Origin of the sequence: Serratia sp. JSRIV004, from assembly GCF_019968705.1 — a bacterium.
Taxonomy (GTDB): Bacteria; Pseudomonadota; Gammaproteobacteria; order Enterobacterales; family Enterobacteriaceae; genus Chania; species Chania fonticola_B.
The window spans coordinates 1,967,973-1,983,905 of record NZ_CP074140.1; the positions used below are offsets into that span (position 1 = coordinate 1,967,973).

The 15,933-nt window shown below is 53.8% G+C and carries 17 protein-coding genes; 10 read left to right on the plus strand and 7 right to left on the minus strand.

Annotated features, from left to right (window positions below; all coding sequences use genetic code 11):
• Positions 1–142 precede the first annotated feature (142 nt).
• From KGP21_RS09475 to KGP21_RS09500, 6 genes are all read left to right on the plus strand, one after another.
• Complete coding sequence (locus KGP21_RS09475) at positions 143–1,411, plus strand: sensor histidine kinase (protein WP_223538007.1); 1,269 nt, start codon at positions 143–145, stop codon at positions 1,409–1,411.
• Positions 1,411–2,034 (plus strand): response regulator transcription factor, encoded by a 624-nt coding sequence (locus tag KGP21_RS09480; protein WP_021805210.1) that lies wholly within the window; start codon positions 1,411–1,413, stop codon positions 2,032–2,034. Before KGP21_RS09475 ends, KGP21_RS09480 begins: the two co-directional genes overlap by 1 nt.
• Before the next feature lie 109 nt (positions 2,035–2,143).
• Positions 2,144–2,827 carry an outer membrane protein gene (locus KGP21_RS09485; RefSeq protein ID WP_021805209.1) on the plus strand — a complete coding sequence of 228 codons (684 nt, stop codon included), beginning with the start codon at positions 2,144–2,146 and terminating at the stop codon, positions 2,825–2,827.
• Between the two features lie 226 nt (positions 2,828–3,053).
• Positions 3,054–4,157: an adenosylhomocysteinase gene (locus tag KGP21_RS09490; RefSeq protein WP_021180419.1), complete on the plus strand. Its 1,104-nt coding sequence runs from the start codon at positions 3,054–3,056 to the stop codon at positions 4,155–4,157.
• A 156-nt stretch (positions 4,158–4,313) separates the two neighbouring features.
• Positions 4,314–5,243: a D-alanyl-D-alanine endopeptidase gene (gene pbpG, locus KGP21_RS09495; protein ID WP_037375110.1), complete on the plus strand. Its 930-nt coding sequence runs from the start codon at positions 4,314–4,316 to the stop codon at positions 5,241–5,243.
• A gap of 176 nt (positions 5,244–5,419) precedes the next feature.
• Positions 5,420–6,340 carry a DUF808 domain-containing protein gene (locus KGP21_RS09500; protein WP_021805207.1) on the plus strand — a complete coding sequence of 307 codons (921 nt, stop codon included), beginning with the start codon at positions 5,420–5,422 and terminating at the stop codon, positions 6,338–6,340.
• Positions 6,341–6,460: 120 nt separating this feature from the next.
• On the opposite strand, the gene KGP21_RS09505 is transcribed toward KGP21_RS09500, so the two are convergent.
• The 7 genes from KGP21_RS09505 to KGP21_RS09535 form a co-directional block, all read right to left on the minus strand.
• Positions 6,461–6,652 carry a hypothetical protein gene (locus KGP21_RS09505; RefSeq protein ID WP_021805206.1) on the minus strand — a complete coding sequence of 64 codons (192 nt, stop codon included), beginning with the start codon at positions 6,650–6,652 and terminating at the stop codon, positions 6,461–6,463.
• Positions 6,636–7,175 carry a hypothetical protein gene (locus KGP21_RS09510; RefSeq protein ID WP_037375109.1) on the minus strand — a complete coding sequence of 180 codons (540 nt, stop codon included), beginning with the start codon at positions 7,173–7,175 and terminating at the stop codon, positions 6,636–6,638. The genes KGP21_RS09505 and KGP21_RS09510 overlap by 17 nt, the downstream gene beginning before the upstream one ends.
• A gap of 365 nt (positions 7,176–7,540) precedes the next feature.
• Positions 7,541–8,089 (minus strand): GNAT family N-acetyltransferase, encoded by a 549-nt coding sequence (locus tag KGP21_RS09515; RefSeq protein ID WP_021805205.1) that lies wholly within the window; start codon positions 8,087–8,089, stop codon positions 7,541–7,543.
• Positions 8,090–8,376: 287 nt separating this feature from the next.
• Positions 8,377–9,189: a MetQ/NlpA family lipoprotein gene (locus KGP21_RS09520; RefSeq protein ID WP_021180425.1), complete on the minus strand. Its 813-nt coding sequence runs from the start codon at positions 9,187–9,189 to the stop codon at positions 8,377–8,379.
• Between the two features lie 118 nt (positions 9,190–9,307).
• Entirely contained in the window at positions 9,308–10,141 is an 834-nt protein-coding gene (locus tag KGP21_RS09525; RefSeq protein WP_021805203.1) for a DUF1460 domain-containing protein, read from the minus strand.
• Positions 10,142–10,220: 79 nt separating this feature from the next.
• Positions 10,221–10,763: a GNAT family N-acetyltransferase gene (locus tag KGP21_RS09530; protein ID WP_021805202.1), complete on the minus strand. Its 543-nt coding sequence runs from the start codon at positions 10,761–10,763 to the stop codon at positions 10,221–10,223.
• Positions 10,764–11,231, minus strand: a complete 468-nt coding sequence (locus tag KGP21_RS09535; RefSeq protein WP_037375107.1) for an acyltransferase — start codon at positions 11,229–11,231, stop codon at positions 10,764–10,766.
• 207 nt (positions 11,232–11,438) lie between these two features.
• Between KGP21_RS09535 and KGP21_RS09540 the strand changes: the two genes are divergently transcribed.
• The 4 genes from KGP21_RS09540 to KGP21_RS09555 all read left to right on the plus strand — a co-directional run bounded on the left by KGP21_RS09540 (position 11,439) and on the right by KGP21_RS09555 (position 15,926).
• A complete protein-coding gene (locus tag KGP21_RS09540) occupies positions 11,439–12,029 on the plus strand; it encodes a Yip1 family protein (protein ID WP_021805201.1) in 591 nt (196 codons plus the stop codon).
• 136 nt (positions 12,030–12,165) lie between these two features.
• On the plus strand, positions 12,166–13,170 hold the full coding sequence (locus KGP21_RS09545) for a LacI family DNA-binding transcriptional regulator (protein ID WP_094982724.1): 1,005 nt from the start codon (positions 12,166–12,168) through the stop codon (positions 13,168–13,170).
• A gap of 142 nt (positions 13,171–13,312) precedes the next feature.
• Positions 13,313–14,761 (plus strand): Na+/H+ antiporter NhaC, encoded by a 1,449-nt coding sequence (gene nhaC / locus KGP21_RS09550; protein WP_021805199.1) that lies wholly within the window; start codon positions 13,313–13,315, stop codon positions 14,759–14,761.
• Entirely contained in the window at positions 14,748–15,926 is a 1,179-nt protein-coding gene (locus tag KGP21_RS09555) for a MalY/PatB family protein (protein WP_179252464.1), read from the plus strand. Before nhaC ends, KGP21_RS09555 begins: the two co-directional genes overlap by 14 nt.
• The last annotated feature ends 7 nt before the right edge of the window (positions 15,927–15,933 follow it).

The window sequence follows — 15,933 nt, forward strand, 5'->3', positions numbered from 1 at the left end:
GAAACGGCCCGATGTTAATAATAGATTCTTGCATTCGCATAGTGTTTAATCCGTTATTAATAAACTCGTCTGCCAATGACATGGAGATATTATGCTCAAGGTTGCTCTCTGGTTGGTTCTATCTCTGTTTTCAGGGAGCGGGGTGATAATTTATGCTTTGCAACAGCAATATGAAGAGCAATCAGTCACCTATCGTATTTTATATCGTGAGGTGACGGTTAAATTATCCCAACTTGAGACGGTGCTTTCCTTACTGTCGGTGTCCAGCGATCCTGCCATCGTCCAGCAAAAATTCCCGCAGATTGTGGCATGGAAACGTATGCCACAGGCGCAGCCAATCCCGACCTTGACGCCAACGGGAGAGGGAACTTACTGGCTGGCCCACCAACATTTTGCGCTGTTGATCGATCCTGCGCTGCTATTTGCGGACATTCCCCAGCGTCATGATTTCCGGCAGATCGGCCTGAGCTGGCACAACAAACCTTTATTTGAGCAGGGGGATCATGCTCAACCAGCGTATTGGCAATGGGACAAGGGGATCAGCAGTGCCTCTCAGCCTTTTGCATTATCCGCCCGAAACGACCCTGATTGGGCGCGTTTGCCTTGGTTGCTGTTATTGCTGCTGCCGGTTTTCTGGGCTGCTGTCGTCTATTTTATCGACCAATACCGTATTCAAAAACGCCAACGCAATATTGCCGTTTTGCGTGAACACTTCTCGCAATTGACTCGGCTTAACGCTATGGGGGAAATCACGGCCAGTATGGTTCACGAACTCAACCAACCGTTGACTGCGGTGTTAAGTTATAACCAGGCCGCCCTGCGTCTGTTAGACCAACAGCAGCAGGATAAAGCCGCGCCGCTGCTTGATGCGGCAGTGATACAAATCAAACGCATCAGCACCTTGTTGCTGCAATTTCGGCAAAAGTTGGCGCATGAGCAGGTAGTATTGCAAGAGGTCGATCTGCATAAGGTCTGGTTGCGCGTCACTATGCTGCTGGAAGATGAGATCAACAAGGGCAAGGTCAGGATCGTTAACCGAATGCCCGATGCGTTACCCCCTCTGCGAGCCGATCCTCTCTGGGTTGAACAAATCTTCCATAACATAGTGACCAACGCCATTCAGGCACAACAGCCCAATCAGCCGGAGCCAGGTTGGGTGGCAATCGATGCTGAATACTCGGATCAAGGGATCCAACTGATGATTACCGATGGTGGGCCAGGACTTTCTGAACCCGCATTACAACAGGTCTTTATTCCCTTCTTCACGACTCGCCAAGAGGGATTGGGGCTGGGCATGGCGCTGACGGAAACTCTGGTTCAGCGCCTGAACGGCACTATTACGGTGGAAAATATGGCCGGCCAGGGAGCGCGTTTTACCCTGTGGTTTCCGTTTAACACTCAGGAGGAGTGATGGAACAATTTATTTATCTGATTGATGACGATCGGGCCATCCGTAGTTCGCTAACTTCACTATTGGCAACCATGGGCTGGCAAACGCTGGCTTATGAAAATAGTCTGGATTTTCAACAGCGGATGGGGGAGCCGCAGGCGCTGTGCGGCTGTTTGCTGCTGGATATTCGCATGCCGGGCAAAAGCGGCATCACGCTTCTGGAAGAGTGGCAACAACAGGGGTTGGATATCCCCGTTATCATCATGACCGGCCACGGGAATATTGATTTATGCCGGCGGGCCTTCAAAAACGGGGCTTTTGAATTCCTGACCAAGCCCATTGATGCCGATCTGCTGATCGAAACTGTCGCTGGGGCATTGGAGCATCAGCGAACGTTGCAACAACAGCGGCAAGCAACCGCCGAGTTACAAGAGAGGCTCAAGACGCTCTCAGCGCGGGAACTGGAAGTCACCGGGCTGATTATGCAAGGGAAATCCAGCAAGGAAATTGCTCTGGAGCTAGAGCTTTCGCCGCGCACGGTAGAGGCCCATCGCGCCAATTTATTTGCCAAACTGGCGATTAACTCGTCGGTGAAGCTAATGAAAGTTTATGGTGAGCTGTTTTCTCCACCAAGAGTTAAGTAAAAATACCTAGGGCAGTAGGTATTCAACCGAATTGCGGCACCGCTGCGCGCTGGTTATTTTAGCTGAACCTTCATTGTTCATCATAAATAACCTTTCAAGCGAGGATCGCATGAATATTAAACCTCTGGTACTGCTGGTTTCCCTCTCCGTTGTTTCCGGTAATGTTTTAGCCGATGATTATTTAGAGGGATACTATGGGGCGATAAAATTATTGCACGCCAGGCAATCCGCAGAAGATATGAATACCAGCAGCCGCCCAGGCGTGGGTGATTTTGTCAGCGGTGACGAAAAACATAATTTCTATAACGGGGCTATTGCTGCAGGCTATCAATTTGGCAATGGCTGGCGCAGTGAGGCAGAGTATGTGTTCAAAAAGAAAAGCGAATACACCAGCGGCTCAACCACCTTTGCCAGCAGCTACAATCACCACAAAGTGGACGCTCAGCGCCTGATGCTCAATGCCTATCGTGACTACGCGCTAGGGTATGACTTCTCGGTTTATGGCACGGTTGGCCTGGGTATCGCCAAAGTGAAATCCGACGGCTGGCAGGGGAATACCTCGCGCCAATACGCGGCAAGCACGCAAAATAATCTGGCTTACTCCATTGGCGCAGGGATTAGCTATGCGGCCATGGAGCGGCTCAATCTTGATTTGGGCTACCGCTACGTGGATATGGGCAAGATTGAAAGTGGTTACAATAACTTTACCAATGCCCGTGGGTTAAAAGATGAGCAAATGAAAGCACGCCTGGTTTCCAGTGAGTTTGCTTTAGGCGTGCGTTACCTGTTCTAGTCTTATCATTGATATCGGGCCGTGATTTGCGCCATCGCGGCCTGTACCGCTGAACAATCCGTTCGGCGGTTCCTCCCCCCTGATAGATCTGAAAACCATCACTCATGCTGCTGTCATGATAGTCACCTCGGTTTTTTGCTGCGAGATAAGTGATAATAGTCGCCATGCGATGCAGATTAATCATTCTGCCATGCCCTGGCGGCGTGGCGTAGTAGAGGAGTAACCGATGTATCAGGATTTTGACAGTGAGTTGAAGTGGGCCATGCGCCATATGCCGCGTACCCGCGCTGCAGTGGCGGCGTTACCGGACCTGCACGGCGTGCGTCTGGCGTGTAACATGCACCTGGATCTGAAAATGGCCCCGCTGGTAGCCGGGCTGTTGGATAAGGGCGCTGCCATTTATCTCACCACCTGTAACCCGACGACGGTACAGGATGACGTAGTGGCCTGGCTGGAACGTCACGGTGCCCAAGCGCACGCCTGGCGTGATATGAGCGATGCCGACTGGTCTGAATCTTTCGACCGCGCGCTGGCCTGGGGGCCGACTCATCTGTGTGAAATGGGAGCCGATCTGACCACTCGACTGCATCAATCTGCCAATGGCCCACAGATCAAGGCTGGGCTGGAAGCGACCGGTTCAGGCATCAGCCGCTTGGGGGGCATTGCACCGCGTTACCCGATCTTTAACTGGGATGACCTGCCGGTCAAAGAAGGGCTGCATAATCGCCACATGGTTGGGCTGACCGCCTGGCATACCTTCTTCCAGACCACCCATCTGACGTTGCATGAAAAATGTGTGGTGGTGATTGGTTATGGACTGGTGGGCCAGGGCGTAGCCGCTTCTGCCAAGGCTTATGGCGGGCAAGTTATCGTGGCGGAAATCGATCCGGCCCGGGCTTTGCAAGCGCGCTACGATGGTTGGGCGGTAGTCGATTTAGCCACTGCCGTAGAGCAGGCTGACGTAATTGCCACGGCCACCGGAGCCAAAAACGTGCTGTCTGCACGGCATCTGGAACGGGCCAAGGATGGGGTGTTTATCCTCAACGTTGGGCATGTGGCGGAAGAGATCGACGTCGGTTTCCTGCAAGGCCTTCCGCACAGCGAGCCAATGCCATTTGTGAACGCTTACCAACTGGCAGACAAAACGCTGTATCTGCTGGCCAACGGGTCGATGTTCAACCTGACGGCAGGCTACGGCGACAGCCTGAATGCCTTCGATGTGACCCTGGCCGTGATGGCCGCCGGGATCGGACATATTGTCGGTGCCGGTGAGCAGCATGCTGCCGGATTGTACCTGTTGCCGCAATCTGCCTGGCAGCCAGCGCTGTAACTTTTACCTTGCGGGCGTACAACCCAGTACGCTCGCGGGTTGCATAAATTTTGCGCCGATAGATTTTGTCACAAATAGCTACTCACAATCACAGTGCAATTCTATACCCCTCACTTATAATTCAACGCAGTCGGTTCTCTCCTCCGTTACAGAGTAATACATGTGAAAATCCGTGTTTTGGTTCTAACCCTGCTCGCGTTGCAAGCCGGTACTGGCCTGGTGCCGAGTGCATTAGCTAGCAATAAAACCGCCGCAGTGCAGGCCTCCCAGCCTGAGTTGGCTTCTGGCAGTGCCATGGTGCTGGATATGCAAACACATCGGGTGATTTATTCACGTAACCCCGATGAAGTGGTGCCTATCGCCTCGATCACCAAGCTGATGACGGCGATGGTGACGCTGGATGCCCGCCTGCCGCTGGACGAAATGCTGTCGGTCGATATCAGCCAGACGCCAGAAATGAAAGGGGTCTACTCCCGGGTGCGGTTGAACAGCGAAATCAGCCGCAAGGATATGCTGCTGTTGGCGTTGATGTCGTCGGAAAACCGGGCCGCGGCCAGTTTGGCGCATCATTATCCAGGGGGCTATAACGCCTTTATCAAGGCGATGAATGCCAAAGCCAAAGCGCTAGGCATGACTAATACCCGTTACGTTGAACCGACCGGGCTATCGATTCATAACGTATCTACCGCGCGTGACCTGACCAAGCTGATGTTGGCGACCAAGCAGTACCCGCTGATCGGCCAGTTGAGCACCACTACCGAACGGATGGCGACCTTCAAGGATCCCAACTATACGCTGCCGTTTCGCAATACCAACCATCTGGTCTACAACCCGAAATGGAATATCCAGCTGACCAAAACCGGTTTTACCAATCAGGCCGGACACTGCCTGGCGATGCGTACCGTGATCGGCAACCGCTCCGTTTCGCTGGTGGTATTGGACGCCTTTGGCAAATATACCCATTTTGCGGATGCTAGCCGCCTGCGCACCTGGATTGAAACCGGCAAAGTAACGCCGATCCCCGCGGCGGCGCGGGATTATCGCCGCCAGAAAGATGCCGCCCTGGCGAAGAACGACACGGAATAAAACGTGACTTATTAGTCTGCCGTCTGTTACGGCAGGCTATCACTTTCCCATTGTGCAAAATTCACGACTTAAGCCTGCACCTGCAGTAAAATCATTAGGATTTCCCCTCTTCATGTTTTTAACCCGCTATGCTAAACCGGTATGGCTATCCCACCCTTTAATAAGGAAAGTGCATTTTGGCAGGCAGTAGCTTATTAACCCTGATCGACGACATCGCTTCGTTACTGGATGATGTTTCACTGATGACGAAAATGGCGGCCAAAAAGACCGCCGGGGTGCTGGGAGACGATCTGGCGCTCAATGCCCAACAGGTTAGTGGTGTTAAGGCCGATCGCGAAATCCCCGTGGTGTGGAAGGTGGCCAAAGGCTCGTTTATCAACAAGGCGATCCTGGTACCGCTGGCATTGCTGATCAGCGCTTTCGCCCCCTGGGCGATTACGCCGCTGCTGATGGTCGGTGGGGCTTACCTCTGCTATGAAGGGTTTGAAAAGGTTTACCACAGCCTGATGCACCGCAAGGGCGCAGAGGCAGAAGAGAAAGCGGAACTGGATACCAGTGAGGACGTTGCGGTCTATGAACAGCGCAAAATCAAAGGCGCCATTCGTACCGACTTTGTACTCTCCGCCGAGATCATTGCCATCACGCTGGGGACCGTAGCCGGAGCCACCTTTAGTCAGCAGGTGATTGTGCTGTGTGGCATCGCCATTGTGATGACGGTTGGGGTGTACGGCATCGTGGCAGGCATCGTCAAGCTGGACGATCTGGGGTTCTACCTGGCCCGTAAGAGTAGCGCGTTAGCACAATCGTTAGGGCGCGGTATCGTCAGTGCGGCACCTTATCTGATGAAAACCCTGTCGGTGGTGGGTACCCTGGCCATGTTTATGGTGGGTGGCGGGATTTTGACCCACGGTTTACCGCCGGTGCATCACCTGTTCACCGACTGGGCGAGTTATTCTACGGTAGTGCCTGGCGTTGGTGCCATTCTTGGGGGCCTGACCCCAACGCTGCTGAATGCAGTGTTTGGCCTGATCGCCGGTGGCGTTGTGATGCTGGTGGTCTCTGGGATTGGTTCGGTGCGGGCTCGTTTTAAGGCGTGATACTGCGGATTAGTGAAAAACACCCGAAATGTGTTTTTCGGGTGTTGACAGCGCGAACTCATAAAGATTGGGCTTTTTTAACGTTGGCGCTGTCGGCAACACGGCGTTTTGCCTGTGGGCTTAACCTTCGTGGTGAAGTTGCGGATGGTGGGGCTCAGGGAAGTTTTTCCCTTTGGCGATTTTCCCATCACGCAACTCAAACTCCCCGGTCAGTAATTTCTGGTTCACAACCTGGGTAGCAGCCATCTGCATCATTAGGCGCTGACGGGCCAATATTTTGTTACCAACAGGTTTTTCAGCAAGTAATGACATAACCCCTCCCATCTGCACACAATCCGTTATAAGCGTGCCAACCAGCTGGCAATCGACAGAGTCTGGTATCACTTTGGGTTCTTTGCGGGTTCCGTAACCCTAGCAGGCTATTATAGATGATGACCAGATCAACTTTGCGTTCACTGTGAACATCAGGCGCCGCATAGAACAAATATCCACCAGGTTTGCAAACACTATAATGAAGTCTCACCAGCTTGGCAACGTTGAACAAGACCCTGGATCCGTTTTCACCCGGCAACGGCACGTGTCTAAATTGGCCGTATTCTTCAGGTACGCTCAGAGCGTCGAAAAAGATTTCTACCATGCCATTGGGCGGAAAAGGTATGTCAGGCATGTTGATAGCGTAGCCTTTGGCTCGAGCCTCTGTCGCTGTGGCTATTTTGTTGAACACTACAAGGAATAGCTTGCCTCCAACTTCAAAGGTACCAGTGACGTAGGGCTTTCCGTAGTCTCGGTTGATTTCCAAAGGATACGGAAGAGTTAGGTGATGAATTGAGGCCATCCTGTGCTCTCTTTAACGTAGCAATGAAGGCATTCAACACGATTTTTAGCGGATTTTGACAATAATATAAGAGAGTTGGGAAGCGGCTCGAAAAGAATCTGAGCTCATTGATATGCTTACATCACTGCAGAGCGATGCAGGGCGCATTGATGCGCCCAATGGGGGGGAGAACTAGAAGATCAGTTTGAACACACCGGTAATGGTCAGTAGGCCAACAATAAAGATAATCGCAATAATCCACAGAAAAATTTTCATCCGTCTCTCCCGACTGTTTATGTTTAGTGAATGCGTGAATGCACGCTGAGATCGCTAAGCCACGACAAGATTAACTATAGATGAAAATCAGCAGCTTGCCCGGAAAGGGCCTAAGGCAGCGTATGGCTGCCGTCATTCAGTGGCCGCTGCATAATATGAGTATCCAGCCAACCGCCAAATTTAAACCCGACGCCGCTTAGAGTGCCGATGCTGGTGAAGCCCAGCTTGCGGTGCAGGGCAAGGGAGCCAGCATTGCCAGCAGCATCGCCAATCGTTGCCAGCATCTGCCGCCACGGGCCGTGTTCACAGCGGGCAATCAATGCGCCGAGTAACGCCTTGCCAATACCTTGCCCTTGCAGGCCTTCGGCGACATAGACCGAATTCTCGATGGTATAACGATAAGCGGGTCGCGGCCGATACGGCGTGGCATAGCAATAGCCCACGACGCGGTCTTCCATCTTCGCCACCAGCCATGGCAACCCCGCAGCCAAGACGTTTTGGCGGCGCTGTTGCATCTCATCCAGCATCGGAGGCGTTTCTTCAAACGAGGCGGGCCCGTAAAGCACGTGATGGGCATATATCTGTTGAATGGCGGCCATATCCTCAGTACCGGCATCGAAGACGCTTAGCGTTGCCCGCGGTGGGGGTGAAAGTGACATAGAGCTCCCTTTTATGATGATAAATCAGAGTACCAAGGCATTATGCTCCGCGCCTGGCGACAAGATAAATTGGCTTTTTGTCTGGTGGGGATAAGAAAAAATGATGGCATTTTCATGCTGACAAATGTGTTAGGTGACGAAAGGTATGCCATTGCGTTAGGTGTTACCCCCTCATCCAAGCTGGCGAGCCAGCCTGACGTTACGTGAGGGTCAAGCAGGGAGGTGGGGAATTTTTGTGGTGCGTTGCAGGCACCAACAACCAGCGCCTGCAACAGATCGCGGGGGAGTTACCAGCCTTTGACGGCACCGCCGTTGAAGATCTTCTCTGCCGCTTTGGCGACTTCATCGGACTCGTAGGCTTTCACGAAGTTTTGCACGTTCTGTGCATCTTTATTATCTTCGCGCGCCACCACGATATTGGTGTACGGCGAATCTTTATCCTCGATAAAAATCCCGTCTTTGGTCGGCGTCAGGCCAATCTGGTTGATGTAGGTGGTGCTGATCACCGCTACCGCGACTTTCGGATCGTCCAATACCTGGGGCAGCTGTGCACCTTCCAGCTCCATAATCTGGTAGTTGTGCGGGTTGGCACTGATATCCAGCGAGGTTGGCAGCAGGCCTTTGCCTTGCTTAAGCTCGATCAGCCCAACCTTTTGCAGCAGCAACAGCGCACGGCCCAGGTTGGTGGGATCGTTCGGGATGGCAATTACCGCGCCGTCCTGCAACTCTGACAGTGATTTGATCTTTTTCGAATAGCCAGCCATGGGGAACACAAAGGTATTGCCTACCACCACCAGTTTGTAGCCGTGATCTTTATTTTGCTGTTCCAGGAAGGGGCGGTGCTGGAATACGTTGGCATCCAGTTCCCCTTTGTCGGTGGCATCATTGGGCAGCAACGAACCGCTAAAGCCAATCAGCTCCACGTCCAGGCCATATTTCTCTTTGGCCACCCGTTTGGCGACCTCTGCCACGTCCTGCTCGGCACCGTTAATGACGCCAACCTTGATATGGTTTTGATCGGCCTTCTGATCGCACCCTTGTAATAACAACGTTGCTGCTAATGCTGCGGCCAAAGCGGTGCAGCGCCAAACAATTGCCATGAGTGACTCCCTGTAAAAACAATAAGATCGGTCAGTGTTGTGCCAACAGCTAAACCTATGGCCGTAGCCAAGTCAAATCCTGGTTAAGCACAATTTCTTATAGCTCATAACCCGGCGATCAGCGTGGTCGTAACACCACGATCCCCGGCGTATTCAGCACATAGCTGGCAAACGCCGAGTCCATCACTTTGTGGTTTTCCGTGCGCGAGGAAGCATGGCGCAGTACCGGCCCATTTGGGGTCATGATAAAGAAGCCGGTATGGGTAACGTCCAGCCCAGGCAGCTTGGTATAGATGCCGATATAGTCACCGGTCTGTAATTGGCTAATCACCTGCTCATCAATAAATTCGCTAGGGATATAGGTGACGCTGCGCTCGGTGACTGGGATGCCAGGCAGATAGAGCTCGCCATCCGCTTTGCGGTTGAGCTGTTTTACCACGGTGACGGTATGCGGGCTGAGTTGCGGGGTGACGTCATCGGCAAGGATCTGGCGGGTGTGTGCCCAGTCGGTGAAGAAATGCTTGCGCTGCGGGAAACTGATGTCCCCATTGATATAGCGCGTCTGAATCACATTTTCGACGAATTCATTTTCGCTGGTGGCGGTTCTGAGCGCCTGCACGTAATCCAGATAGGTAAAGCAATCTACCCCACGGAAATCGATCACCAATTGTTCCGCTGTGGTGGCGGAACCGATCAGCCGGTTGGCTAGGTAAGGAGTTTCCAGGAAAGTCTGCGAGAGCATCTCAATGGCCCGCCCTTTATCGATTTCCGGTACCGCTGCATGCAGAGCCAGCGCTGCCTGCAGTTTGTTTACTGTGTAATCGTCCATTGCTATCGCCATTGTTATTGGTTTCACCTGTTGCGGTAGCGATTCTACCGGGATTTTGGCCGGTTGTTTACCACTGCAACCCATCAGCGTCGTACACAATATTATCAGGGCCAAGCCACGCATCCCTCTCTCCCAAGCGATCATTGGTTTGGCCAGTATGGCGTGCGCAAGGTAAACCTAACGTCACCCAAAAAGTGGTAGATCAATAGCCCACTTCATTATTGAACGGCAGATACCAAAACAGCGCGATCTCATGATCGGCAATGTCCGGTTGCCCACGATAGAGTAAATGATCGATGCCACCCAGCACAAAACCATAGCGTTGATAGCAGCGGCAGGCGGTCAGATTATTGTTTTGCGTTTCCAGCATCAGCCCGGCGGTGTCCTGCTCTCGTGCCCAATGACGTGCGGCATCCAATAGCGCCGTGGCTACGCCTTGGCGGCGAGCGTGGTGGCTAACGGCAATCTCCTCGATCAGCGTATAGTCGTTCCAGTTTTTGCTGAGTGTGATATGCCCTACCGCTTCCCCCTGGTAGCGAGCGAGGAAGGTTTCCCCATCGTCATTAAGGAACGGGGCCAGCGGGTAGACTTTATTGAAAGGAGCCACTGGCTGGGTCGGCCACAGCTCGACTGGCTTATCAAAACAGGGCTGGGCGTAACAGGAGACGGCAAAGGAAAAATCACCGTATTCCAGGTAACCGAAGGGGAGTTCGCTGATAATTTCGATGCCGATCGCCTGATGCAATTATTCCAGCTCCCTTAGCAGCCTGGCGGGGTTGCCCGCATAAATACCTTTGCGGGTGATGTTTTTGCTGACTACTGCACCAGCACCAATCACCACGTCATCGCAGATTTCCACGGCCAGTATGGTGGCGCCAGAACCCACAGAAACTCGGTTGCCGAGCTGCGTGTGCCCCCAGCTTGCCGGGTCGGCATTTGGGGTGCCCCCTTTGAACAGATCGTTGGCAAACATCACGCCGTGGCCAATAAAGCAATCTTCGCCCAAGGTCACGTATTCACAGATAAAGCTATGCGACTGGATCTTGCTGCGCGCGCCCACGCAAACGTTCTTCTGGATCTCGACAAATGGGCCGACAAACACGTCGTCCCCCAACTGGCAGCCATACAGGTTGCTGGGTTCTATCACCATCACGTTCTGTCCGGCCTGGACGTTATTAATCCCGCTTTGGCGGGTGCGGATCTTGGTTGTCATGGTCTCCCTCCATCAAATAACGCAACATATTGATTATAGTGCAGAGTAACCCACAGGCCGCTGACAGCGTACGTTTTTTCAGCCAAAGACTATAATTGATGCAGGGCAGAGAGCCTGATAGCCGCAACCCTTGCGCGGTGTTTGAACCGCCAGTGGTGTGTTTTCCGTTCGCCGATCGCGGTTGGCGGCGAAGTGAGGAGGTGTCTCATGGTCAATCATGTCTGGGGTCTACTGACCCATCCCAACGTCGAGTTGAAACAGATCAAAAGCGAGAATGAATCCGTCTCGCACCTGTATACCCACCACGTGCTGCTAATGGCGTTAATACCGGTGGTCAGTGCGTTTATCGGTACCACACAGCTTGGCTGGCTCTCTGGCCAAGGGCAGGCAATTCGCCTGGATATGTTCACCGCTTTCTACACCGCCGTCGCGTTTTATCTGTTGATGTTGGCTGGCGTGGCGATCATGGGCAAGGTGATCCACTGGATGGCGCGGCGTTATGAGTCGCGGCCAAGTCTGCATCTGTGTATGGTCTTTGCGGGCTATGTGGCGACTCCAATGTTCCTCAGCGGATTAGTGGCGCTGTACCCGGTGGTCTGGTTGTGCCTGTTCGTCGGGATTATCGGCCTGGCTTATTCGGGCTATCTGCTGTATCTCGGCATTCCGCATTTCCTGAATATCGATCGTAAAGAGGGATTTATCTTCTCCAGCTCGACGTTGGCTATGGGCATTCTGTTGCTTGAGCTGTTGCTCGGTCTGACGGTATTAATGTGGGGATATGGTTCCTGGTTATTCTGATGTTAGCGTGATCGTTGCCCCTCATATCCTTGGGTATGAGGGGCTTTTGTTTAAAGGAGCCGAACTCGCTCATCTGGATTTGTTACTCCCGCCTGCTTATTATCAACTCATCAAATGATACCGACTGGAATAATTGATGGCGACAATGAAAGAGGTGGCGCAGCGAGCCGGAGTTTCCGCTGCGACGGTCTCTCGGGTGATTAACAATACCGCCTATGTTGAGCCTGTTACCCGCGAGCGTGTCGAAAAAGCGATGCGCGAGTTCAATTACCACCGCAATGCGGCGGCCCTGGCGTTAGCCAAACGCAGTGGCAACATGCTGGGGCTGCTGACCGGCAATCTGGCCGATCCTTTTTTCTCGCGTCTGGCGCGCGGTGTGGAGGAAGTGACCCGCAAAGAAGGGGCGAAGCTGATGGTGTGCAGCGGCGGGCACCAGGCGGAGCGCGAAAAGGCCGGGTTGGATTTTCTGATTAACCAGGGCTGTGAGGCGATTGTCGCCCACATCACCCGCATGAGCGATGCCGATGTGCTGCGCTATGCTGCTCATTCCCCCGGTTTGGTGATCATCAATCGCTACTTTCCTGCCATTGCCAACCGCTGCGTGTGGTTGGATAACCTCAGCGCGGCTCAGGCTTCGACCGAACATTTGCTGCAACAGGGGCATCGGCGTATTGCTTGTGTGACCGCCGATTTGCCCATCGACGATCGCAAACTGCGTTTACAGGGCTACCGCAACGCGATGGCACAGGCGGGAATCGACGTTCCGGGTGAATGGGTGATCAGCGTGCCCTTTGATGAAGAGGGGGGCGAATTGGCCGCAGAGCAGATACTTTCCAGCCGTCATCGTTTTACGGCCGCGGTGACGTTTAATGATGTGATGGCCGCCGGCATGATGCGAGCCTTGCACCAGCGCCAAATCCCCTTGCCGCAGCAACTGTCGATTATCGGCTTTGATGATGTGGTGCTGGCGCGCTATCTGTATCCCGCGTTAAGTACCATGCATTATCCCATCGAGCGTATGGCCAGGCGGGCTGCCAGGCTGGCGTTGCTGAGCCAGCAACAACAAGGGGTGCCGCCGCAAAATAACATGTTTAGCGCTGAACTGGTGCTGCGTGATTCGGTCACTCGCTGGCAGGGATAACTTGTCCAGAGGTTGTTCTGAGATCTGCCTCACAAAGTTATCCGTCATGAAAGCGGTTACATGGCTTGAGGCGCTAGCTCACACCCCGAGAAATCAGGATTCACTACGCTAGCGGCACATCAATAACAATTCGGGGTGACCTATGGATGGTAAGAAAACGCTCAACCTTTGGCTGGCTTTGCTGCCGATCGTTGCCATGCTGACGCTGTTGATCGTCGGCTATGGGGTGTGGGAATTACGTATTGAACCGCTGTTACTGCTTTCGGCGGCCGTTGCTGCCGGGTTGGCACTGTGGCAGGGCTACAGCTGGGATGACATTATCAACTCGATCGTCAGCAAACTGGCGAAGGCTATGCCGGTGATCATGATCCTGATCTGCGTCGGCGGGCTGATTGGTACCTGGATGATCAGCGGCACCATTCCTTACATGGTGTACTGGGGGCTGAAAGTGATCAGCCCGCAATATATTCTGATCGCGGCCTTTTTCCTCACCAGCGTGATCTCCGTCTGTACCGGCACCTCATGGGGGTCTGCGGGGACCGTCGGCGTTGCGCTGATGGGCGTTGCTGCGGGGCTGGATGTGCCGTTGGCTGCGGCGGCTGGCGCGGTGGTTTCCGGGGCCTATTTCGGCGATAAAATCTCTCCGCTGTCGGATTCGACCAACTTTGCCGCCATCGTGGCCGAAACCGATCTCTATGCGCATATCAAACACCTGATGTACACCACACTGCCCAGCTTTGTGCTGGCAGCCACCGTTTACCTGATCGCCGGTCATAGCAGCGTGGTGGGAACGGTTGCCACGCCACAGCGGGTCACTGACATCATTGTTGGGCTGGAAAGCCTATATCATTTCAACCTGCTGCTGATCCTGCCGCCGGTGCTGGTGCTGTGGGGGGCGGTAACCAAACGACCGGTGATCCCGGTCATGCTGGCAGCCTGTGTGCTAGCGATCGGCCTCGCCGTGGTGATGCAGGGCTTTAGCCTAAAACAGGGCCTGAACGCGCTGATGGACGGCTTCAACCTGTCGATGTTTGCTGAACGCGGGCATGATATCAGCGGTGTGATCGCCGATGTTCCGCGCTTGCTTAACCGAGGGGGCATGTTCTCAATGATGAGCACCATCCTGCTGGTACTGTGTGCCTTCTCGTTTGCCGGTGCGCTGACCTTGACCGGTGCGCTGACGGTGATTATCAACCGGTTGCTGAAAGTGGTACGCACCACCGGCCAACTGATTGCCGCCACGGTGGGGACCACCATCCTGGTCACCGGAGCGACCAGCGACGGCAAACTGGCGCTGCTCATTCCTGCTGAGCTGTACAAGGATGCTTATCGCCGCATGGGATTGGATAACACCAACCTGTCACGCACCATTGAAGATGCCGGTACGGTGATTGAGCCCCTCATTCCCTGGACAGCGGCCGGTGTTTATATGGCCACCACGTTGGGAGTGAACACGCTGGATCTGCTGCCTTGGGCGGTGCAGTGTTACGCGGCGGTCTTCTTCGCCTTGATTTACGGCTTTACCGGTTTTGGCATCGCAAGAGTGACGCCAGAGGCTCAACAGCAGGAGATGCCAAATGAAACAGCCTGATTTCAACCAGGTGGTCGATCGCCACCATACCAGCTCGGTAAAATGGGATTTCATGGGGCATTATCTGCAATTGCATGAAACCGACCTGTTGCCGATGTGGGTATCAGACTTTGACTTTCCTTGCCCGCCAGCAGTGCAGCAGGCTCTGCATGCGCGTGTCGATCATGGCGTATTTGGCTATAGCGAACGTGACGAAGTTTACTACCGGGCGGCTATAGAGTGGTTTGCCCAACGTCACCAACTGCCGCTGGAACGGCAATGGTTTACCTCGATCGAAGGGGTTGTGCCGGGGATTGCTCTGCTGATCCAGATGCTCAGCCAGCCCGGTGATGGCGTCGTGGTGCAGGGGCCTTTTTATGGCTCCTTCAAGAAGGTGATCGCTCTCAATGGTCGGCGGGTACTAGAGAACCCACTGCAGGAGCGGGAAGGGGAGTATCACTTTGACTTTATCCAGTTGGCCGATATGTTGCAGCGGGAGAAGCCGCCGTTGCTGGTGCTGTGCAATCCGCATAACCCAACCGGCCGCTGCTGGAACCCGCAAGAACTGACGCAATTGCTGACGCTATGCCAGCAACACGGGGTGACGGTGATCTCTGATGAGATCTGGGCGGATTTGATCCTGCCAGATGAGCGCTTTACCTCGGTGTTACACCTGGGGCCGCAGTGGCACGATCGGGTGATTGTAGCCACCTCTGCCAGTAAAACCTTTGGGTTGTCGTCGCTACGCATCTCCAATTTCCTGATCCCGAATACGGCGCTACGTGAACAATTTGTTGAACGGCTCAATGCGCATGGGTTAGACGTTTTCAACGCGCTTGCCATGACGGCAGCAACGGCGGCTTACCAGCAGGGCGGTCCGTGGCTTGATGCCCTGTTGGCTTATTTGGCTGAGAACCGGCGCTGGTTTGCACAGGCATTGGAGCAGGCGGCTCCATGGTGCCGGATAATATCAGCTCAAGGCACCTATCTGGCCTGGCTGGATTGCCGTGCGCTGGGGTTGGATGATGATGCTTTGCAGCTAGCCATGCGTCAACAGGCCAAAATTGCGCCTTCGATGGGCTGTGGATTTGGCGAGCAAGGGGAGGGGTTTATCCGCATCAATCTCGGCTGCCCACGCACCTATCTTGAAATGGCCGTCGCAGGGTTGGCTAAACTAACTGATTGATTTTTAT